General features: G+C 61.0%; 16 protein-coding genes. 5 read left to right on the top strand and 11 right to left on the bottom strand.

Going from position 1 to position 20,822, the window contains the following annotated elements; genetic code table 11:
- The first annotated feature begins 11 nt into the window (after window positions 1–11).
- Window positions 12–2,030 carry a M3 family metallopeptidase gene (locus P2081_RS14600; RefSeq protein WP_278923598.1) on the top strand — a complete coding sequence of 673 codons (2,019 nt, stop codon included), beginning with the start codon at window positions 12–14 and terminating at the stop codon, window positions 2,028–2,030.
- Window positions 2,031–2,166: 136 nt separating this feature from the next.
- Here the strand turns inward: P2081_RS14600 and P2081_RS14595 are convergent, their stop codons facing one another.
- The 7 genes from P2081_RS14595 to P2081_RS14565 all read right to left on the bottom strand — a co-directional run bounded on the left by P2081_RS14595 (window position 2,167) and on the right by P2081_RS14565 (window position 9,360).
- Entirely contained in the window at window positions 2,167–3,093 is a 927-nt protein-coding gene (locus P2081_RS14595) for a 2-hydroxyacid dehydrogenase (protein ID WP_278923597.1), read from the bottom strand.
- The gene (locus P2081_RS14590; RefSeq protein WP_278923596.1) at window positions 3,090–3,500 is read right to left on the bottom strand and encodes a VOC family protein; all 411 of its coding nucleotides are present in this window, start codon (window positions 3,498–3,500) and stop codon (window positions 3,090–3,092) included. Before P2081_RS14590 ends, P2081_RS14595 begins: the two co-directional genes overlap by 4 nt.
- Before the next feature lie 165 nt (window positions 3,501–3,665).
- Window positions 3,666–4,805 (bottom strand): rod shape-determining protein RodA, encoded by a 1,140-nt coding sequence (gene rodA, locus P2081_RS14585; RefSeq protein WP_278923595.1) that lies wholly within the window; start codon window positions 4,803–4,805, stop codon window positions 3,666–3,668.
- Window positions 4,802–6,748: a penicillin-binding protein 2 gene (mrdA, locus tag P2081_RS14580; protein ID WP_278923594.1), complete on the bottom strand. Its 1,947-nt coding sequence runs from the start codon at window positions 6,746–6,748 to the stop codon at window positions 4,802–4,804. The genes rodA and mrdA overlap by 4 nt, the downstream gene beginning before the upstream one ends.
- Window positions 6,745–7,284 (bottom strand): rod shape-determining protein MreD, encoded by a 540-nt coding sequence (locus P2081_RS14575; RefSeq protein WP_278923593.1) that lies wholly within the window; start codon window positions 7,282–7,284, stop codon window positions 6,745–6,747. Before P2081_RS14575 ends, mrdA begins: the two co-directional genes overlap by 4 nt.
- Window positions 7,277–8,242 (bottom strand): rod shape-determining protein MreC, encoded by a 966-nt coding sequence (gene mreC, locus P2081_RS14570; RefSeq protein WP_278923592.1) that lies wholly within the window; start codon window positions 8,240–8,242, stop codon window positions 7,277–7,279. The genes P2081_RS14575 and mreC overlap by 8 nt, the downstream gene beginning before the upstream one ends.
- A 71-nt stretch (window positions 8,243–8,313) precedes the next feature.
- The gene (locus tag P2081_RS14565) at window positions 8,314–9,360 is read right to left on the bottom strand and encodes a rod shape-determining protein (protein ID WP_278923591.1); all 1,047 of its coding nucleotides are present in this window, start codon (window positions 9,358–9,360) and stop codon (window positions 8,314–8,316) included.
- 300 nt (window positions 9,361–9,660) lie between these two features.
- Between P2081_RS14565 and P2081_RS14560 the strand changes: the two genes are divergently transcribed.
- Entirely contained in the window at window positions 9,661–10,449 is a 789-nt protein-coding gene (locus P2081_RS14560; protein ID WP_278923590.1) for a 23S rRNA (adenine(2030)-N(6))-methyltransferase RlmJ, read from the top strand.
- 229 nt (window positions 10,450–10,678) lie between these two features.
- On the opposite strand, the gene P2081_RS14555 is transcribed toward P2081_RS14560, so the two are convergent.
- The gene (locus P2081_RS14555; protein ID WP_278923589.1) at window positions 10,679–12,253 is read right to left on the bottom strand and encodes a 2-isopropylmalate synthase; all 1,575 of its coding nucleotides are present in this window, start codon (window positions 12,251–12,253) and stop codon (window positions 10,679–10,681) included.
- A 291-nt stretch (window positions 12,254–12,544) separates the two neighbouring features.
- On the bottom strand, window positions 12,545–14,062 hold the full coding sequence (locus tag P2081_RS14550; protein WP_278923588.1) for an MORN repeat-containing protein: 1,518 nt from the start codon (window positions 14,060–14,062) through the stop codon (window positions 12,545–12,547).
- A 194-nt stretch (window positions 14,063–14,256) separates the two neighbouring features.
- Between P2081_RS14550 and P2081_RS14545 the strand changes: the two genes are divergently transcribed.
- Window positions 14,257–15,915, top strand: coding sequence for an NAD+ synthase (locus tag P2081_RS14545; RefSeq protein ID WP_278923587.1), 1,659 nt, complete (start codon window positions 14,257–14,259; stop codon window positions 15,913–15,915).
- A gap of 193 nt (window positions 15,916–16,108) precedes the next feature.
- Window positions 16,109–17,422 (top strand): NAD(P)/FAD-dependent oxidoreductase, encoded by a 1,314-nt coding sequence (locus P2081_RS14540; protein ID WP_278923586.1) that lies wholly within the window; start codon window positions 16,109–16,111, stop codon window positions 17,420–17,422.
- Between the two features lie 108 nt (window positions 17,423–17,530).
- Here the strand turns inward: P2081_RS14540 and P2081_RS14535 are convergent, their stop codons facing one another.
- Complete coding sequence (locus P2081_RS14535) at window positions 17,531–18,472, bottom strand: MBL fold metallo-hydrolase (protein ID WP_278923585.1); 942 nt, start codon at window positions 18,470–18,472, stop codon at window positions 17,531–17,533.
- A 309-nt stretch (window positions 18,473–18,781) separates the two neighbouring features.
- On the opposite strand from P2081_RS14535, the gene gltX reads away from it, so the two are divergent.
- On the top strand, window positions 18,782–20,107 hold the full coding sequence (gene gltX / locus P2081_RS14530; RefSeq protein ID WP_278923584.1) for a glutamate--tRNA ligase: 1,326 nt from the start codon (window positions 18,782–18,784) through the stop codon (window positions 20,105–20,107).
- A 122-nt stretch (window positions 20,108–20,229) separates the two neighbouring features.
- Here the strand turns inward: gltX and P2081_RS14525 are convergent, their stop codons facing one another.
- Window positions 20,230–20,799, bottom strand: coding sequence for a gamma-glutamylcyclotransferase family protein (locus P2081_RS14525; RefSeq protein WP_278923705.1), 570 nt, complete (start codon window positions 20,797–20,799; stop codon window positions 20,230–20,232).
- Window positions 20,800–20,822: the final 23 nt, after the last annotated feature.

Here is a 20,822-nt window from a genome sequence, read left to right as displayed (position 1 = left end):
GGAGATTTGACATGTCCAACCCGCTTTTGTCCCATTGGGACACGCCGTTTGAAATTGCCCCCTTCAGCCGCATTAGTGATGATGATTTTGCCCCGGCACTGGAGCAGGCGCTGGCTGCCCATAGCGCCTGGATCGATGCCATCGCCAACAACACCGCGCCGCCCAGCTTTGCCAATGTGGTCGAGGCACTGGAGACCCCGGTGCGCGAGCTGGAGCAGGTCTTGTCGGTGTTCTTCACCGTGGCGGGGGCAGATAGCAACGCAAAGCGCGAAGAGCTGCAGCGTGACTTTTCCCCCAAACTGGCGGCACATTTTTCCGCCATCACTGCCAATAAAACGCTTTATGCGCGGGTGAAATCTGTTTGGGATCAACGCGATAATCTGGGTCTGACCGACGAGCAGAGCCGGGTTTTGATGCTGACCCATCGCGGCTTTGTACGCGGTGGTGCCGCCTTGACCGGGGCGGATGACCAGCGGATGCAAGAGATCAAGGGCCGCCTGGCCACGCTTGGCACCGCCTTTACCCAGAACCTGCTGGCGGATGAGCGCGACTGGCATATGGAACTGAGCGAGGCGGACCTTGAGGGCTTGCCGGACTTCGTTGTGGACGCGACCCGGGCGGCAGGCGCAGAGATGGGCGCGCCAGGCCCGGTGGTGACGCTGTCGCGGTCGGTTATCACGCCGTTCCTGCAGTTTTCCCCCCGCCGCGATCTTCGGCAAAAGGCCTTTGCCGCCTGGTGCGCACGTGGGGCCAACGGAGGCGACAGCGACAACCGTGCCATCGCGGCCGAGATCCTGGCGCTGCGAGCCGAACGCGCTGCCCTGCTGGGCTATGACAGTTTTGCCGCCTACAAGTTGGAAACCGAGATGGCCAAAACCCCGGAGGCGGTGCGGGATCTGCTGATGCAGGTCTGGCAGCCGGCCAAGGCGCAGGCCGACAGTGATGCCAGGATCCTGACCGAGATGATGCATCAGGATGGGATTAACGGCGATCTGGAACCCTGGGACTGGCGCTACTACGCTGAAAAGCGGCGCAAGGCCGAACATGATCTGGATGAGGCGGAACTGAAGCCCTACCTGCAGCTGGACCGGATGATCGAGGCCAGCTTTGCCTGTGCCAACCGTCTGTTCGGACTAGAGTTCAAACCGCTGGATGTGCCGCTGTACCACCCCGATTGCCGCGCCTGGGAGGTCACGCGCGCGGGCAAGCATCTGGCGGTCTTTATCGGCGATTACTTTGCCCGCGGCTCCAAGCGCTCGGGCGCCTGGTGTTCGGCAATGCGTGCCCAGGCGAAACTGCCGCAAGAGCAGAGCCCGGTTGTCATCAACGTCTGCAACTTTGCCAAAGGCGATCCGGCCCTGTTGTCCTGGGATGACGCGCGCACCCTGTTCCATGAATTTGGCCATGCGCTGCATCAGATGCTGTCTGATGTCAGCTACGAGAGCATCTCTGGCACCTCGGTTGCGCGTGATTTTGTCGAATTGCCAAGCCAGCTCTATGAACATTGGCTGGAGGTGCCCGAGGTGCTGAGCGAATTTGCCACCCATGCGGAGACCGGCGAAGCGATGCCGCCCGAATTGTTGCAAAAAGTGCTGGGGGCCGCGACCTTTGATATGGGCTTCCAGACGGTGGAATATGTGGCCTCGGCGCTGGCGGATCTGGAGTTTCATGAGGGGGCGCCGCCACAGGATGTGATGGAGAAACAGGCAGAGGTGCTGGCCGAAATCGGTATGCCCGCGGCCATCACCATGCGCCATGCGACACCGCAGTTTGCCCATGTGTTTTCTGGAGATGGCTATTCCTCGGGCTATTACAGCTACATGTGGTCCGAGGTGATGGATGCCGATGCCTTTGCCGCCTTTGAAGAGGCGGGAGGCGCCTTTGACCCCGAACGCGCCGCCGCATTGGAACGCCATATCCTGTCCAAGGGCGGATCCGTCGATGCGGCAGAGCTATACACCGCGTTTCGCGGCCGTCTGCCAGGGGTTGAGGCGCTGCTAAAGGGGCGCGGCCTGGCCGCTGTCGGGTGATGGTGCCGCTGGGCTGAGCAGAGAGGTGAGGTGGGCGGGGGCGCTGCCCCCGGTCTGCGACCTCCCCCGAGGTATTTTTCGTAAGATGAATATGGGGGAGGCGCCTGCCGTTGCAGGTGTTGGCAGCCTGGGCTGATCAGTAGCCGAGCTGGCGATCGACCTGGTTGAGAAAGGGCAGGCCGCTTTCGCCGCGCTGGATGTTTTTGGCAATCATCTGTGCCGCAGTCAGGGGGCGCGTTTCTGCCGCGATATGGGGCGTGACCGTGACCCGTGGGTGGGCCCAATAGGGGTGGGTTTGCGGCAGCGGTTCTTGGCGGAAGACATCAAGGGTGGCATGGGCAATCTGGCCGCTGTCGAGTGCGTCCAGCAGGGCGGCATCGTCGATCAGGGGGCCGCGGCCGGGGTTGATGATCCGCGCGCCTTTGGGCAGATGCGCCAGGGTTGTCGCATTCAGGGTGTTTTCTGTGGCGGCAGTGTCGGGCAGCAGCAAGATCACGATCTCGGCGGTTGCCAGGGCGCGTGTCAGCCCCTCGGCCCCGTGTTCGCAGTTAAGGCCTGCGAGCGTTTTTTGCGACCGTGACCAGCCGGTGACGGGAAAGCCGAGCCGCTGCAGCGCGGTGGCGCAAGCGGTTCCCAATGCGCCGAGCCCCAGCAGGGTGACCGCCCGTTCCTGTGCCAGGGGGGGCACAACCGGATCCCAGCGATCCTGGGTGGCGAGGCTGCGGTCGATGTCAAGGTGGTAGCGCAGCACATGACCGGTGACCCATTCCACCATGCCCGCTGTCAGACCGGGATCGACCATCCGGCACAGCGGCTGTGTCAGGCTGGTATTGCCCGTGATCTTTTCCACCCCGGCCCAGAGGTTGAGCACTGCCTTGCAGCGGGTGTAGGGGGTGAAATCCTGCAGGTCGGAGTTGGGGGCGTAGATCACATAGTCCACCTCTGCGGCGGGGTGATTCTGGCGCAGGTCGACCTGTAGTTGGGCGGCGGCGAAGGCGGTTTCGAGCGCAGGCCTATAGCTGTCCCAGCGTTCCGGGCGGGCGGCGAATTGAACCTTGATCATGTGGCAAATACCCCGGCCATGTCCTTGAAGCCTTTGATCTCGATCGGGTTGCCGGCGGGGTCGTGAAAGAACATGGTGCTTTGTTCACCCGGTTCATTGGCAAAGCGTGTGGTTGGGGGCAGGGTGAAATCCAGCCCCGCCTGCACCAGGTGATCGGCCAGGGCCTGCCAGTCCTGCTGGGGCAGGATCACCCCCAGATGCGGCATCGGCACCATGTGTTCCCCGACCTTTCCGGTCTTGGCGGTGGCAAAGGCCGTGCCGAGGTGCAGTGAGATCTGGTGGCCAAAGAAGTTGTAATCGACCCAGGTGTCGGTGCTGCGCCCCTCGGTGCAGCCCAACAGGCCGCCATAAAAGGCGCGGGCCTTGTCCAGGTCATCCACATGATAGGCGAGGTGAAAGATGCTCATGCTCTGTGCTCCAATCGCGGTGTTCCTTGATATCGGGGGATGTCAGGGAAAGCCGCAGCTTGTGTTCTGTGTTCTGGCATGGGTGTCTCATGGATGCAGGGTTTGACACAAGCATCAAGCCTGGTTGCAGATATTTGCCTTGTCCGCTGTTGGCTGGGGGCAGGCCTAGCGGGGGCGGTGTACATTGGCGCTTTGGACCAGACCAAAGGCGGCCAGCAGCACCAGCATCGCCGAGCCCCCGTAAGAAACCAGCGGCAGTGGCACGCCCACGACGGGGGCCAGGCCCATGACCATCGACATATTGACGGCAAAGAACAGGAAAAAGGTGATGGCCACACCCAGGGAGACCAGCGATGAAAACCGATCCTTGGCCGCCAGCGCGGTGGCGACGCAAAAGACGATGATCAGCATGTAGAGGCTGAGCAGGGTGAGGCCGCCAATAAAGCCAAACTCTTCGGCGAGGGTGGTGAAAATGAAATCCGTGTGCTTTTCCGGCAGAAAGTTCAGCCGTGACTGGGTGCCCTGCATATAGCCGCGTCCCGACCAGCCGCCCGAGCCCAGGGCGATCTTGGATTGGGTGATATGATATCCCGCGCCCAGCGGGTCTTGTGACGGGTCGAGGAAGGTGTCGATGCGGCGATACTGGTAGTCCTTGAGCAGTTGCCAGTCGGTGCCGCGGCTTTGGAATACGGCGCTCACCAGCCCTACGGCGGCACCAATGACGGCGGCAAAATAGGCCCAGTGGACCCCCGCCAGAAACATCACCCCGCCGCCGGCGGCCATCAACAGGATCGAGGTGCCCAGATCCGGTTGGCGCAGCACCAGAAGGGTGGGGAATAGGATCATCAGCAGTGGCAGCAACACCCAGATCAGCCGCGAACTGCGCTCTGGCGGTAGCCAGTCGTAATAGGCGGCCAGCAGCATGACCGAGGTGATCTTCATCAGCTCTGAGGGCTGCAGCCGCATAAAGCCAATGTCTATCCAGCGCTGTGCCCCCATGCCGACGGTGCCAAAGAATTCAACCGCCAGGAGCAGCGCAACAGAGATCAGATAAGCCACCACCGAGATATTGCGCCAGAACCAGATCGGCACCATGCCCACCACCAGCATCACCCCCATGCCCAGCAGGAAGCGTTTGAACTGTGGTTCGGCCCAGGGCGAAAAGGACCCGCCCGCGACCGAGTAGAGCATCAGGAACCCAACCCCGGCCACCGAGGCCAGCAACAGGGTCAGCGGCCAGTTCAGATAGAGGATCTTGCGAAACCCCGAGGGGGTCGCCTTGGCGTTATACTCAAGGTAGCTCATGCCCGGTCACTGTCTTGGGGAGTGTCGCGTTCGATGCGTTCGCGCTCCAGCCGCTCTTGTTGGGCCTTGATGCGGCTGCGATCGCCTTTGGGATAGGCGGAAAGGGGCGGGGTGCCATCGTAAAGCGCCTGCAACATCACATCGCGGGCAATGGGGGCCGCAGCGGTAGAGCCACCACCGCCATGTTCAACGATCACCGAGATGGCGTATTTGGGTTTGTCGAAGGGGGCAAAGCAGACGTAGAGCGCGTGATCGCGCCGCTCCCATGGCAGATCCTTGTTGCGGATTACCCCGGCGGCGCGTTCGGCGGCGGTGATATTGCGGACCTGGCTGGTGCCGCTCTTGCCGCCCATCCGCATGCCTTCGGCAATGATACGCGAGCGATAGCCGGTGCCGCGCCTGTCGTTGCTGACCGAATACATGCCGCGTCGCACCATGCGCAGATTGTTTTCATTCAGCCCCATAGAGGTGCCTGCCCCCGAGGGCTGTTCTACCCCGTCGATGGATTTCACCAGGCGTGGGGTCACACTGCGCCCGGTGGCCAGGCGGGCGGTCATCACTGCCAGCTGCATGGGCGAAGCCAGCATGAATCCCTGACCGATAGAGACATTGACGGTATCCCCGACCAGCCAGTCCTGGCCGCGTACCCGCGCCTTCCAGTCCCGATCAGGGGCCAGCCCGCTCGCCACCGCCGACATCGGCAGGTCGTGGCGCACGCCCAGCCCCATCCGGTTGGCCATGGCTGAAATCTTGTCGATGCCCACCTTGATTGCCAGATCGTAGTAATAGACATCGCAGGACTGCTTGAGCGAGGTATTGAGATCGACATGGCCATGTCCGGCCCGTTTCCAGCAGTGAAAGCGCCGCCCCGAAACCTCTAGATAGCCGGGGCACCAGACGGTATCTTCCGGCCCGATCAGCCCCTCTTCGAGTGCTGCCAGCGAGACAACCATTTTGAAGGTCGATCCGGGGGGATAGGTGCCCTGCACGGTCTTGTTGGCGAGGGGGCGGTAGGGATCCTCTGTGAGCAGGCTGTAGTCCGCCACCGAAATGCCGCGAACAAACAGGTTGGGGTCGAAACTGGGGGCAGATGCAATGGCGCGCAGGTCACCCGTGTCACAGTCTACCACCACCACGGCGGCGCTCTCGCCGCCCAGCCGGGCCTGGGCGTAGTTCTGCAATCCCGCATCTACCGCCAGCTGCATATCGGCACCGGCCTGGCCTTCCTTGCGGTCCAGTTCCCGCATGACGCGGCCAGTTGCGTTTACTTCGACCCGTTTGGCTCCGGCGGTGCCGCGCAGCACATCTTCGCGCTTGGCCTCAAAGCCGACCTTGCCGATCTGAAAGCGCGGAATGCGCAGCACCGGGTCCGGTGACTCCAGTTTGCTAAGATCATAATCGGACACGGGACCCACATAGCCCACCACATGGGCAAAATCGCTTTGTTGCGGATAGATGCGCGTCAGGCCGACCTCTGGGGTGATGCCGGGCAGGGCCGGGGCGTTCACCGCCACCTTTGAGATATCTTCCCAGGTCAGCTGGTCCGCCAGGGTGATCGGCAAAAAGGGCGGCGAGCGGCGCATCTCTGTGCGGGCACGTTCGATGTCTTCGGCGGGCAGATGGATCAGCTTTGACAGCCTGGCGATCACCGCCTCCACATCATCGGCATCTTCTGGGACGATGATGATCCGATAGGAGGGGGAGTTATGGGCCAGGGTCTTGCCATTGCGATCAAAAACTTCGCCACGGGCGGGGGCCAACAGGCGGATGTTGATGCGGTTCTCTTCGGCCAGCAGGCGGAACTGATCTGCCTGATCGACCTGCAGATAGCGCATGCGCGCAGCCAGCCCCCCGGCAAAGCCCAGTTGCAGCCCGCCCAAAAGCAGCGCGCGGCGGCTCAGCTTGCGATGGGCACCTTCCAGATCCTTTGGTGTGCGTTTCATTTGCGGGCTCCCAGAATTTCGGCCTCGGTGGCCGAGAGTTTGCGCACGCCAAGAAGCCCCTGGCTGAACAGCACCACCAGCGGGTAGGTCACAATGGTCGCTATGGTTTCGATGACCGACAGGCCCAGGGGCGCCTGTGGCACCGCAAAGAGTGAAAGGGTGACGCGGTTCAAGAGGGTGATAACCGTCAGGACCATCGCCACCGAGAGCCACTCGGCGGCAAAGGTTGCTTCGTTCTGGTTCTGACCACGCGTGCGCAGGAATTCACAGCCTAGAACCACCAAAAGTGTCAGCAGGCCAGGCGGGCGGTGAAACAGGAAATCCGCCAATAACAACACCGGGACCAGCAGTAAGATCGGCACATAATCCGGGCGGCGCAGCGACCAGGCCATGGCCAGGGCGGTCAGCAGATCCGGCGGTGCCCAATTGCGCGCCAGCGTATCCAGCGGCAGCAGGTGGAAAAAGATCACCAGAAATGCCAGCCCGGCAAAGCTGAACCGCATGAACAGAATTCTGGCGGGTGTGACCTCAGCCATTCTCAGCCCCCGTTGCGGTGTCGGCGTCTGTCTGGGCGTCGGGTGCAGTGGTGGCGGGGTCCAGATCTCCGGGGCGGGATTTCGGGGTGGTGGCACCGGGGGCGGGAACGATCAACCCGCCGGGATCACCAATCACCTGGGTGCCGTGATGGCGCAGCACCCGCAGGTATTCAAGCCGTTCATAATCGGCGGACAACCGCACCCGCATGCGGCCGCTGCGGTCCTCGGTGGCCTGCCCCACCAGCAGTCCGGCCGGAAAAACTCCGCCATCGCCCGAGGTCACAATCCGGTCGCCCGGGCGCACCAGATCGGCGTTCTCCAGAAAGGTCAGCAGTGGCGCGGCGCTGTTGTCGCCGGTCACCAGCGCAGTCTGCCCCGAGGGCTGGATGGTCACTGGCACGGCGCTGGCCGCATCGGTCAGCAGGATCACCCGCGCGGTGTTGCGCCCGGTACCGGAAATCCGCCCAACCAGACCAATGCCATCCATGGTGGCCCAGCCATCCTGGATGCCATCGCGGGCACCGACATTTAGGATGACAGACTGACGAAACGGCGAGCCGCTGTCGGCCATGACCACGCCGGTGATAAAGGTGAGCTTGGGGTCAAGCCGCACATTGTTGAGATCCAGCAGGCGGGCATTTTCCTGCTCCAGCTGCAGCGCCGCCTCTTTCCAGGCGCGCATCTGACGCAGCTCCGAACGTAGCTCGCGGTTTTGCTCTGCCAGACGTCGATAGCTTTGAAAATCGCGAAACAGATTGACGGTGCCGGTGACCGGTACCATGGCCCAATCCATATTGGGCACGACCGTGTCAATCAGCTGGGCGCGAAAGCGTTCCACCCTTGGGCTGTCGATGCGCCAGACCAGAAACAGGGCCGTCAGACAGAGGCAGACAACCACGACGAACAGACGGCGCAGCGGCGTTGCATAGTCTTCACGCTGGGAGCGATCTTTGGCCAAGGGGCTCCTTTCTGGGTGCTGCCCCCGCCCGCCCTGCGATCAGGTTGGTCGAGCGGGGCCGTGCTACCGGATCAGCTGTCGTAGTCGATGGCGTGGCGCAGCTGCTTTTCGTATTCCAGCGCTTTGCCAGTGCCAAGGGCCACACAGTTCAGACATTCATCCGCAATAGAAACGGCCAGACCGGTCTGCTCGCGCAGGGCAAGATCCAGATCGCCCAGCAGCGCGCCGCCGCCGGTCAGCATGACGCCCCGGTCGACAATATCGGCGGCCAGATCGGGCGGGGTGGTTTCCAGCGCGGTCATCACTGCTTCGCAGATCTGCTGCACCGGTTCTGCCAGGGCTTCGGCCACCTGGGCCTGGCTGATCTCGATTTCTTTTGGCACCCCGTTCAACAGGTCACGACCACGGATCTGCATCGACTGGCCGCGGCCATCATCGGGCATCCGGGCAGTGCCGATAGAGGTCTTGATGCGTTCGGCTGTGGCCTCGCCGATCAGCAGGTTCTGCTGGCGGCGTAGATAGGCGATGATTGATTCATCCATCCGGTCGCCGCCCACCCGAACCGAGCGCGCATAGACGATGTCGCCCAGCGACAGAACCGCGACTTCGGTGGTGCCGCCGCCGATGTCGACAACCATGTTGCCGGTGGGATCGGTGATGGGCATGCCGGCCCCGATCGCTGCGGCGATGGGTTCGGCAATCAGCCCGGCCCGGCGCGCCCCGGCAGACATAACCGATTGACGGATCGCGCGTTTTTCAACCGGAGTTGCGCCATGCGGCACACAGACGATGATCTTTGGCTTGGAAAAGGTTGAGCGTTTGTGCACCTTGCGGATGAAATGTTTTATCATTTCTTCTGCGGTGTCAAAGTCAGCAATGACCCCTTCGCGCATCGGACGGATCGCCTGGATGCTGCCGGGGGTTCGCCCCAACATCAGCTTGGCATCTTCGCCCACAGCCAGGACTTTCTTCACCCCATCCTTGATGTGGTAGGCCACCACGGAAGGTTCCGACAGGATCACGCCACGGCCCTTGACGTAGACCAGCGTATTTGCGGTGCCAAGGTCGATGGCCATGTCCGAGGTGAACAAACCGCCAAGATTTCCGAAAAACGCCATATAAAATGTGATCCTATTGACTGTAGCGAGGGGCGACTCCAACGGGGTCGCAGACCATGGTCTTATACCAGCGCAGCCCTGTCGGGAAAGGGCGTTTTATGCCCAACTAGCGCCTTTTCGCTTGCGCCGCATAAAGGAGGGGCTTTTGCCTTGCACTTTGCCCGCTTGCAGCCAGGACACCAAGGGGGCGCTGCGTTGATTGGCGGCGCAGGCCTGTGCCATCGGATCAAGCACCGAATTGTCCTATCGGGCGGGTCTTTGTGGTTTCGCCATCGGCAAATCCGCGCTACAGGCTGTTGCATGCTATCCTATCAACATATCTATCATGCCGGTAACCTGGCCGATGTGCAAAAACATGCACTTTTGGCGGTGATCCTGTCCTATCTGACCCAGAAGGACAAACCGATCAGCTATATTGAAACCCATGCCGGGCGTGGGCTTTATCATCTGGATGCTCCCGAGGCGGTGAAAACTGGCGAAGCGGCGGCGGGGATTGATCGCATTCTGGGCGATGGGCTCTTGCCGTCAGAACATCCCCTGCGGCAGGCGCTGGTGGCCTGCCAGGCGGCGCATGGCGACACCGCCTATCCGGGGTCACCGCTGATTGCGGCCAATCTGCTGCGCCCCCAGGACAGCCTGCATCTGGCCGAACTGCACCCAGGGGAACATGCGGCCCTGCGTCAGGCAATGCCGCGTGGGCGGACCAAGGTGCATCTGCAGGACGGGTTTGAACTGGCCCAGTCGCTGGCACCGCCAACGCCCCGGCGCGGGCTTTTGCTGATGGATCCAAGCTATGAGATCAAAAGCGACTACAGCCGCATTCCGGGGTTCATCTCGACCCTGCACCGGAAATGGAATGTTGGCATTCTGGCGCTGTGGTATCCCATTCTGAAAGACGGCACCCATACATCCATGCTGCGGGCGCTGGAACACCAGAACCTGCCCGGCGCGCTGCGCCATGAGGTCCGTTTTCCACCGGTGCGGGCCGGGCACCGGATGATTGGCTCGGGGATGTTTCTGGTCAATACCCCCTATGGAACCAAGGCCGAGTGCGACCGGCTGAACAAGATTTTCAGCAGTTTGAAGTAAGCGCTCAATCAGCCACTACAGGGCGGCGTCACGGGCTTCCCAGTCCTTGATACAGTCCCAGCCCCCAGTGCTTTGATCAGAGGTCGCAGCTGACTTTCATACCGCTTCCATTTGCCCAGCCCCGATCTGTTCACCCCTTCGCGACCTGCAAGGCAGAGGCCGTCTTGACCAGTCCTTTGGCGTTTTGCGGCCTGGCAGGCATATCAACACGACATGCCTGCCAGGTGGGTCAGGTTACATCTTTATACGATATTTCGCGGGTATCCGCGCCTTCGCCCATCCTCTCACGCCGCACGATCACCCGGTTCAGCGCATTGATATAGGCCTTGGCAGAGGCCACGACCGTATCGGTATTGGCGCTCTCGCCAGTGGCGATGATGCCGTCTTCTTCCAGGCGCACGGAAACGGTGGCCTGGGCATCGGTGCCTTCGGTGACGGCATTCACCTGATAGAGTTGCAGGCGGGCGGTGTTCGGGTAGAGCTTGCGGATCGCCCTGAAGGTGGCATCGACCGGGCCATCGCCTTCCTCAACGGCGGTCTGGTCCTTGCCGTCGATTTCCATCTCCACCGTGGCTTCTGCCGGGCCGCCGGTGCCGCAGACCACCTTCATCGAAACCAGTTGCAAGTGATCGTTTTCGGCGTCTTCGCCTGCGCGCATCAGCGCCAGGATATCATCGTCAAAGACTTCTTTCTTGCGGTCGGCAAGTTCCTTGAACCGGACAAAGACATCTTTGAGCTGGTTGTCGCCCACCTCAAAACCGAGGGTGGTGAGCTTGTCGCGCAGCGCCGCCCGCCCCGAGTGCTTGCCAAGCGGCAGCGAGGTGCCAGCCAGGCCGACATCTTCGGGACGCATGATTTCAAAGGTTTCTTTGTTCTTCAGCATGCCATCCTGATGGATGCCGCTTTCATGGGCAAAGGCGTTCTTGCCGACGATGGCCTTGTTGAACTGGACCGAAAAACCCGAAACCGTGGCGACGCGCCGCGAGATATGCATGATCTTCTTGGTGTCGATGCCGGTTTTCCAGGGCATCAGATCGTTGCGCACCTTCAAGGCCATGACGACCTCTTCCAGGGCAGTGTTGCCGGCCCGTTCGCCAAGACCGTTGATGGTGCATTCAATCTGGCGCGCACCGCCTGCCACGGCGGCAAGCGAGTTGGCCGTGGCCAGGCCAAGGTCGTTGTGGCAATGGGTGGCAAAGATCACCTCATCGGCGCCGGGCACGGTTTCGATCAGGCGCTTGATCAGATCGGCGCTTTCGACCGGGGCGGTATAGCCGACGGTGTCGGGGATGTTGATGGTGGTGGCGCCGGCCTTGATGGCGATTTCGATCACCCGGCACAGATAATCCCACTCGGTGCGGGTGGCATCCATCGGCGACCACTGCACGTCATCAACCAGATTGCGGGCATGGGTGACGGTTTCGTGAATACGATCGGCCATCTCATCCATGGTGAGGTTGGGAATGGCCCGGTGCAGCGCCGAGGTGCCGATAAAGGTATGGATGCGCGGCTTGGCGGCCTGGCGCACGGCTTCGGCGCAGCGGTCGATATCTTTGAGATTGGCCCGTGCCAAACCGCAGATCACCGCATTCTTGGACCGCTCTGCGATCTCGCTCACCGCTTTGAAATCGCCTTCGGATGCAATGGGGAAGCCGGCTTCGATAATGTCGACGCCCATGTCATCCAGCAGCTCGGCAATTTCCAGCTTTTCATCATGGGTCATGGTGGCGCCGGGGCTTTGTTCGCCGTCGCGCAGGGTGGTGTCGAAGATCAAAACGCGATCTTTATCAATGATATTGGTCATTTGGAGTGCTTTCTAGTTCTGTCCTGAGATCCGTTATGTGGATGTCCATCTGGGGCGCGTATAAGCCGGTCTCCTCTGAGCGGACGCGCCGAATGGCACGCTCAGAGGCGGACTAGGAGCAGTAGTAGGCCACGCAGAGACGCGCCGCGTGGGGCGGCGTCGATCACTAGGGTATCTGCGTAAACTGTCATGACTGCGATTTATACAGAGCTGCCGGCGAATGAAAAGAGGGAAATCAGACAGCCGGGGGAACAAAGTGATAAATCCGGATCGGCCACAGGGGGAGGGGCGTTAGTTGCCCGTACCCTCTGCCTCTGTCCCTGCCTCTGTTGGCTCTGTCTCGGTGGTGCCTGCCGCGGCATCGCTCTCTGGGGGTTCGGCTGCGGTTGCATCCGGGTCCGATTGCGCCGCGTCATCGGCTGTGGGAGGTGCGCCATTGTTCCAGGTGCCGCTGACCGTCTGGCCGCTGGTGTAGGTCATGGTGCCGGGGCCCTGCCGCTTGCCATTGACAAAGCTGCCGACATAGATGTCGCCATTGGCATATGTTGCAGTACCTTCGCCGGTGATCTTTCCTTCGGTCCAGTCGCCATCATAGCTAAACCCGCTGGGCATTTCGATCCTGCCCTTGCCGTGGCGCTGGCTGTTGACAAAACTGCCCGTGTAGACAGAGCCATCGGCATAGGTCACCCGTGCTTCACCGTGGCGCTGACCATCCATCCAGCCGCCGTCATAGCGATAGCCACTGGCATCGGTCATCACCCCCTGGCCATGGTTGCGCGCGTTCTTGAAATTGCCGGTATAGGTGACCCCATTGGGGTAGGTGGCAGTGCCTGTGCCTTCGATCACCCCGGCGATCCAGTCTCCTTCATAGGTAGAGCCATCGGGATAGGTGATCTTGCCGGTGCCATCCGAAAGATCATCCTTGAACTGACCTTCGTAGACCGATCCATCGGGATAGGTGACGCGGCCTTCGCCTTCGATCTGCCCGGCCAGCCAGTCGCCTGTGTATGTGTAGCCATCGGTTTTGGTAAAGGTGCCGGTGCCGTGGCGCAGATCGTCCTCGAACATGCCTTCATAGACATCGCCATTGGCATGGGTCTGGGTGCCCATTCCCTGGCGGCGGCCCTGGTCCAGTGGCCCGGTGTAAACATCGCCATTGGGCTGCGTCAGGGTGCCGTTACCATGCATCTGGTTTTCGACCCAGTCGCCAGTATAGTGCAGCCCATCCGGCATTGTCAGGGTGCCGACCCCGTGCAGCTGCCCATCAGAGATTTCACCCTCATAAGTGGCGCCGTCGGGATAGGTGATGATGGCGCGGCCTTCTTTGCGGCCTTCGACCCAGTCGCCATTGTATTCATAGCCGCCGGGATTTTGCATCACGCCCTTGCCGTGGTGTTCCCCCTGGACAAAGCTGCCCTCATAGCGGACCCCGTTGGAATAGACCGCAACACCCTGGCCATTGATCACGCCCGCCAGCCATTCGCCTTCATAGGTGCCGCCATCGGCCATGGTGATCTTGCCCAGGCCTTCGGGTTTTCCCTTGACGAAATCGCCTTCATAGACAGATCCATTGGGAAAACGCGCCACGCCCCGGCCTAGGATTTCTCCGTCCACCCAGTCGCCAGAGTATTCATAGCCATTTGGCAGCCGGTAGGTGCCTTTGCCATGTTGCAACCCGCCGCGAAAAGTACCCTCGTAAAGGCCGCCGATTTCATCCTCGTTGGTGATGATTTTGCTGTCCTGTGCCACTGCGGGCATGGCCAGGGTCAAAAGAAAGAGTGTCGCAAGCGTTCTGCTGAAACCGGTCATGAAAACCTCTGTCTGCCGCGTGCCGATATTATCGGCCGTGGAAATTGCATCTGCCAATAGGCTACCTGTGGGTTACTTGCTGGGAAACTATGCGAGCAAACAGCTTGTCGCAATGTCTTTTGCGCTCGGCCCTTTTCCTTGGCTGCCGATCTGATAAACGACTGGCAACATGTTTTGCAAAGGGCTTGTGCAGGATGGCAGATCGTTTCCGGGTAACTCTGGCGCAATTGAACCCCACGGTTGGGGATCTTGCAGGCAATGCAGCAAAGGCACGCGAGGCCTGGGCCGTCGGCTTGGCCGCAGGGGCCGATCTGGTCGCCCTGCCAGAAATGTTCCTGACTGGCTATAACACTCAGGATCTGGTGCAAAAGCCCGTATTCCATCAGGCCGCTATGGCGGCAGCGGCGCAACTGGCGCAGGACTGTGCTGCGGGGCCGGCCCTGGCCATTGGCTGCCCCTGGGCCGAAGAGGGCAAGCTGTACAACGCCTATCTGATCCTCAAGGACGGCAAGATTGCATCGCGCTGTCTGAAGCATCATCTGCCCAATGAGACGGTTTTTGATGAGATGCGGATCTTTGATGCCGGGCCGCTGGCGGGGCCCTATGTGGTGGGGGATGTGCGCATCGGATCGCCTATCTGCGAAGATGGTTGGCACGAAGACGTGGCCGAAACCTTGGCCGAAACGGGCGCTGAATTCCTTTTGATCCCAAATGGTTCGCCCTATTATCGCAATAAGATGGAAGTGCGGCAGAATCACACGGTGGCCCGCGCGGTCGAAACCGGCCTGCCGGTGATCTACCTCAACATGGTGGGCGGGCAGGACGATCAGGTCTTTGACGGTGGTTCCTTTGTGCTGAACCCGGATGGGGCGCTGGCGCTGCAGATGCCGGTCTTTGACGAAACCATCACCCAGCTTGATCTTGTCCGCACCGAGGCGGGCTGGCGCGCGGTCGAAGGCGAAAAGGCCCATTTGCCGGATTCCTGGGAGCAGGATTACCGGGTGATGGTGGAATCCCTGCGGGACTACATGGGCAAGACCGGGTTCAAAAAGGCGCTTCTGGGTCTGTCCGGCGGGGTGGATTCCGCCATTGTCGCCGCCATCGCGGTCGATGCCATCGGGGCCGACAATGTGCGCTGCGTTATGCTGCCGTCGGAATACACCAGCCCTGAATCACTGGAGGATGCCGAAGCTGTGGCCAAGGCACTGGGGGTGCATTACGACTATGTGCCGATCGCCGAGGGGCGCAGCGCCATCTCCAACACTCTGGCACCGTTGTTTGCGGGCTATGATGACGATCTGACCGAAGAAAACATCCAGTCCCGTCTGCGCGGGTTGTTGCTGATGGCGATGTCAAACAAGTTTGGCGAGATGCTCTTGACCACCGGCAACAAATCCGAGGTTGCCGTGGGGTATGCCACCATCTACGGCGATATGAACGGCGGCTACAATCCGATCAAGGATATGTATAAAACCCGCGTGTTTGAAGCATGCCGCTGGCGCAATGCCAACCACCGCCCCTGGATGATGGGGCCTGCCGGCGAGGTCATTCGCCCCAATGTGATCGACAAGCCGCCCTCGGCTGAGTTGCGCGAAGATCAGAAGGACAGCGACAGCCTGCCGGATTACCCCGAACTGGACGCCATTCTGGAAATTCTGGTCGATCAGGACGGATCCGTTGCGGATTGTGTTGCCAAAGGTTTCGCGCGCGAAACAGTCAAGCGGGTAGAGCATCTGATCTATATCAGCGAGTACAAACGCTTTCAGTCGGCGCCGGGGGCACGGTTGTCACCGCGGGCCTTTTGGCTTGATCGACGCTACCCGATTGTCAATCGTTTTCGCGACATGTCGTAACTATTGTCTCGCGATCAGGCCGGCCCCCGGCCGGAAGAGGTGATGAATTCGCCTGTTTTCAAATGATTTATCCGGAACTGCCCCGCCCCAGGAAGCTGACGATGCGTCCCAAAGATCACATTTTGTTCTTCTGCCATCGGTGGGCCGTTTTGCCCCCTAGACCGGCTGTCATTGGCGCGGCATAGACCTCATCATGCCAGGATTGAAACTGCCATATTTCCCAGCCGATCTTGCTCTGCCCAAACGTGTTGACGTGGTTGTGGTGGGGGGCGGCATCATTGGGGCCTCGACCGCGCTGGAACTGGCCGAACGGGGCCATTCTGTCTTGCTGTGTGAAAAGGGCCAGATCGCGGGCGAACAAAGTTCGCGCAATTGGGGCTGGGTGCGGATCTCGCAGCGCGACCCGCAAGAACTGCCCTTGATGCGAGAGGCGCTGCACCTTTGGGATGGGCTGGAGGCGCGCACCGGCCACCCAACCGGCTATCGGCGCTCTGGTATCCTGTTTACCGCAGACCGCAGTCGGGAAGAGGCAGATCTGGAACGCTGGGCGCCACATCTTGCGGCGATGGATCTGCCGGGCCAGATGCTGCGCGGCGATTTTCTGCGCCAGGTGATGCCCGGTTATCAGGGCAAAGCGATCTCTGGCTATTATACGCCGCTGGATGGGCGCGCCGAACCGCAGCTGGCCACCCATGCCATCGCGCGGGCGGCCCAGGCGGCAGGGGCCAGGGTGATGACCGAATGCGCGGTGCGCTCAGTCGAAAGCGAAGCCGGGCGCATCAGCGGCGTGATGACCGAGCGTGGCCGGGTGGCCTGTTCGGCCGTGGTGGTGGCAGGCGGGGCCTGGTCGCGGCTGTTCCTGGGGAATGCCAGGATCGCACTGCCGCAGTTGAAAGTGTTGAATTCGGTGTTGCGCACCTCACCAGTGCGGGGCGGGCCTGATTGTTCAATCTGGTGTAATGGCTTTGCCCTGCGCAAGCGGCAGGATGGCGGTTATACCATTGCCAGTGGCAGTGAAAACATTGTCGACATTGTCCCCGACTCATTGCGGCTGGGGCTGAAATTTCTGCCCAGCTATCTGCAAGAGTGGCGCTCTATCCAGTTCCGATTTGCCGGGTCGGGGCGGTGGCGCGAAGAGGCGGCGCAGGACCGGCGCTGGTCGGCGCAGCAGACCACCCCCTTTGAAACCTGCCGGGTGCTGGATCCAGCGCCTTCGCAAAAGGCGATCAAACAGGGCTGGGACGCAGCACAACGGGCCTTTCCTGTCCTGCGGGGCTGCGACGTGGTGCAAAGCTGGGGCGGGCTAATTGACGTGACGCCGGATGCGCTGCCGGTGATTTCGCAGGTGGATGATCTGCCGGGGCTTTTCATCTCTACCGGATATAGCGGCCATGGCTTTGGCATTGGTCCGGCAGCGGGGCGGCTGACTGCGGATCTGGTGACGGGTGATGCGCCCATTGTTGATCCGCATGGCTTTCGCCTGTCGCGCTTTAGCAAAAAGAAATAACCTTCCAGCCTCTCCCATATACAGACAAGCAAGACTGGTCGGCGATGGGATAGGCAGGCAGAGAGGCGCCGGGCACAAAAGGCCCGGATCAGCCCGTCCGGGCAATTGTCAGCCCATCATTTGATAGCTTACCGGCACAAAGCGGAACCCGCTGTCGCGCGTTTCAACATATCCTGCTGCAGGAAAGGGCATGTGGTAGCCGATCATCGGCGTGCCGGTGCTGGCCAGCATGTCCAGTATCCTGCGGCGAGAGCGCGTCGCTGCCTCTTTGTCCATGTCGAATTTGACCTCCCAGTCGGGATGGGCAAAGGACCAGACATAGTGGTTGGCCAGATCTGCGGTTAGCATCAGCTGCTGTCCGCCGCTTTCCAGCATATAGCCCATATGGCCGGGGGTATGACCAAAGCTGGCCATGGCGCTGATCCCTGATGCGACGCTGTCGCCGTCTTCCATGAAGGTCAGCTTTTCGGCAAAGGGCGTTACCTTCTGGGCCATCAGATCGCCGACCCGGTTGCCTTTGTCCTGGCCGCGCCAGAAATCAAACTCTTGTCGGCCAGTGATATAGCGGGCCTTGGCAAAGGTTTCTGCGCCATCCGTTGTCATGCCGCCGATATGATCCGGGTGCATATGGGTCAGGACAACAACGTCAATATCCTGCGGTGTCAGGCCGACCTCTGCCAGGGCCATCTGAATGCCGCCCTGGCCCAGGCCCGTGTCGAACAGGATCTTTTCCGCGCCAGTATCCACCAGCGTCGGGGTAAAGAAAAACTGCGCCATATCGGCTGGAATGAAGTTCTGCTTTGAGGTGGCGGCAAATTCTTCATCTGTTGCGCCGCCGCCAAAAATTGCTTTGGCGCCGTCCACGGGGCGGCTGCCATCAAGCAGGGTGGTTACGGTAAAGCTGCCGAGTTTGAAGCTACGGCTATGGGAGGCTGGCGCCCTGGCCATCTCGGTACTGTCGCTGGCAGCAAGGGTTGGGCGGGCCGTCGCCGCAAGGGGCAGGGCGGCAGCTGCGGCAAGGGCGGAGCGTCGGGTGAAGGTTGCGGTCATCGAAGGGTCCTCTCTGTAGGGGCAGCAAGGCGGGAGTGTGCTTTCAGGATCGCTTTGGGATGTGCTGGCTTTGGCATCCAGCTCGATGCTAGCCTTGCCTTGAGCAAAACAAAGGGATTTCGGCGAAAACTCACGCAATTGTGCACGCAAGGTGGCATCCCAGAGGCGGTGGCATCCAGTGTGGCAGCGGTAATCGCCATGGCTATGTGTGTCTTGATGTGTGGCAGGCCGACAGGGCCGGGCTGAGACTGGCAAAAACTGGACAAAGCCAGCCTCATGTGACATGGGCAAGGCAACAGGAGACATCTGATGACCACCACCCGTTTTGCCCCGTCGCCCACCGGCTATATCCATGTTGGCAATCTGCGCACCGCGCTGATGAATTATCTGATCGCCCGCAAGGCTGGCGGCAGTTTTATTCTGCGCATCGACGACACCGATCCCGAACGCTCCAAGGAGGAGTATGTCGATGCGATCAAGCAGGATCTGGAATGGCTTGGCCTGACCTGGGACCGGATTGAACGCCAGTCTGACCGCCTGGACCGTTATGTCGCCGCCGCCGATGAGCTGCGCAGCATTGGCCGGTTTTACGAGGCCTTTGAAACCCCGACCGAGCTGGATCTGAAGCGCAAGAAGCAGTTGAACATGGGCAAGCCACCGGTTTATGACCGGGCCGCGCTGGCGCTGTCAGAGGATGAAAAATCCGCCCTGCGCGCTGAACGCGGTGATGGCGTCTGGCGGTTCAAGCTGGACCATGAACGCATCGAGTGGAAAGACGGCGTCCTGGGTGATATCTCGATTGATGCATCCTCGGTGTCGGATCCGGTATTGATCCGGGGCGATGGTCAGTTCCTGTATACTCTGGCCTCGGTTGTGGATGACACCGAAATGGGCGTGAGCCACGTGGTGCGCGGTTCGGACCATGTGACCAATACCGCAACCCAGATCCAGATCATCAAGGCGCTGGGCGGCACCGTGCCCGAATTTGCCCATCACTCGTTGCTGACCGGCCCGCAGGGCGAAGCACTGTCCAAACGTCTGGGCACCCTGGCACTGCGTGATCTGCGCGAGGCGGGCGTACAGCCCATGGCTCTGCTGTCTCTGATGGCGCGGCTGGGGTCTTCTGATCCGGTTGAAGTGCGCAACGAGATGGCAGAATTGATTGACGGCTTTGACATCAACCGCTTTGGTGCTGCGCCAACCAAGTTTGATGTCGAAGACCTGTACCCATTGACTGCCCGCTATCTGCAGTCGCTGTCGCTGGAGGATGTAAAACCTCATATCGACGCGCTTGGCGTGCCCGCGGACAAGCAAGAGGCCTTTTGGGCGCTGACAAAAGAAAACATCACCACGCTGAAGGATCTGGCCGGCTGGTGGGAACTCTGCTGTGAGGGCGCCGAGCCGCTGATCGCCGAGGAAGACGCTGAGTTCATCGCCGAGGCCATGGCGCTGCTGCCGGAAGGCCCCTACGACGAAACCAGCTGGAAGAGCTGGACCACCGCCGTCAAAGAGGCAACCGGGCGCAAGGGCAAGGGACTGTTCATGCCGCTGCGCAAGGCGGTCACCGGGCGCGAACGTGGCCCGGACATGAGCGCACTTTTGGCGCTGATGTCAGTGGTGAAGGCACGCGGCTAGAACGCGCAGGGCCCAGGCCCCTATGCGGGGAATGACAGGGCAGGGATGACAGATACAACAGGCGGTGCCGAGCGCGCCGCCTGTTTTGTTTGTGCCTGGCGCCTATGCCTGCCTATGCCTGCCTATGCCTGGGGGATGATTTTCGACCCCAGGTCGGCAAGATAGCGATCCACCAGTGCGGTTTCAGAGGCGGATAGCTGCTGGTGGCGCGGGTATTTCGGTGCGGTCCGGTCATTCAGGATCGGGGCATCCCAGCCCAGGGTGGTAGAGAAAAAGTCATCCACCCCCGCCGCACCAAAGATCTGCAAATGCCCCTGCACGACCACATCAAGATAGCTCAGCAAAATCGGGTGCCGGGTGTCGTCTTGGCTCTGGCTGTGTGGGGGCACCGAATAAAACGAAATCTCTGGGCTGCGTGACAGGTCGTGGCTGATCAACCCGTTGCCTGGCAGGCGATCATAGGCGAATTCGCGTTCGTCCAGCGCCTGCCAATCGGCATTGGGAACGGCCGCGATCAGCCCGTCTATCTGCACCTGCGGCGCGGGCACCACGCTCAGGAAGGCTTCGTCGCGCAGGGCGGTATGGCACCAGCTGCGCTGCCAGCCGCTCAGTCGGGCAGGCTGAGGGTCGAGGTAGTCATGGGTGGCGGTGTTTACCAGGCTGCCATAGCCAAAGAAATAGGGGTGGGGCATCATGCGATCGTCATTCCATTGTT

The sequence above is a fragment of the Pseudophaeobacter profundi genome (assembly GCF_029697505.1).
Classification (GTDB): domain Bacteria; phylum Pseudomonadota; class Alphaproteobacteria; order Rhodobacterales; family Rhodobacteraceae; genus Pseudophaeobacter; species Pseudophaeobacter profundi.
The sequence above is the reverse complement of the archived record's forward strand: the minus strand, read 5'-3'. Positions and strand labels throughout refer to the sequence as shown.

Coding starts and splice junctions, on each gene's coding strand:
- P2081_RS14600 (WP_278923598.1), top strand. CDS start 12: ATGTCCAACCCGCTTTTGTCCCATTGGGACACGCCGTTTGAAATTGCC.
- P2081_RS14595 (WP_278923597.1), bottom strand. CDS start 3,093: ATGATCAAGGTTCAATTCGCCGCCCGCCCGGAACGCTGGGACAGCTAT.
- P2081_RS14590 (WP_278923596.1), bottom strand. CDS start 3,500: ATGAGCATCTTTCACCTCGCCTATCATGTGGATGACCTGGACAAGGCC.
- rodA (WP_278923595.1), bottom strand. CDS start 4,805: ATGAGCTACCTTGAGTATAACGCCAAGGCGACCCCCTCGGGGTTTCGC.
- mrdA (WP_278923594.1), bottom strand. CDS start 6,748: ATGAAACGCACACCAAAGGATCTGGAAGGTGCCCATCGCAAGCTGAGC.
- P2081_RS14575 (WP_278923593.1), bottom strand. CDS start 7,284: ATGGCTGAGGTCACACCCGCCAGAATTCTGTTCATGCGGTTCAGCTTT.
- P2081_RS14565 (WP_278923591.1), bottom strand. CDS start 9,360: ATGGCGTTTTTCGGAAATCTTGGCGGTTTGTTCACCTCGGACATGGCC.
- P2081_RS14560 (WP_278923590.1), top strand. CDS start 9,661: ATGCTATCCTATCAACATATCTATCATGCCGGTAACCTGGCCGATGTG.
- P2081_RS14555 (WP_278923589.1), bottom strand. CDS start 12,253: ATGACCAATATCATTGATAAAGATCGCGTTTTGATCTTCGACACCACC.
- P2081_RS14550 (WP_278923588.1), bottom strand. CDS start 14,062: ATGACCGGTTTCAGCAGAACGCTTGCGACACTCTTTCTTTTGACCCTG.
- P2081_RS14545 (WP_278923587.1), top strand. CDS start 14,257: ATGGCAGATCGTTTCCGGGTAACTCTGGCGCAATTGAACCCCACGGTT.
- P2081_RS14540 (WP_278923586.1), top strand. CDS start 16,109: ATGCCAGGATTGAAACTGCCATATTTCCCAGCCGATCTTGCTCTGCCC.
- P2081_RS14535 (WP_278923585.1), bottom strand. CDS start 18,472: ATGACCGCAACCTTCACCCGACGCTCCGCCCTTGCCGCAGCTGCCGCC.
- gltX (WP_278923584.1), top strand. CDS start 18,782: ATGACCACCACCCGTTTTGCCCCGTCGCCCACCGGCTATATCCATGTT.
- P2081_RS14525 (WP_278923705.1), bottom strand. CDS start 20,799: ATGCCCCACCCCTATTTCTTTGGCTATGGCAGCCTGGTAAACACCGCC.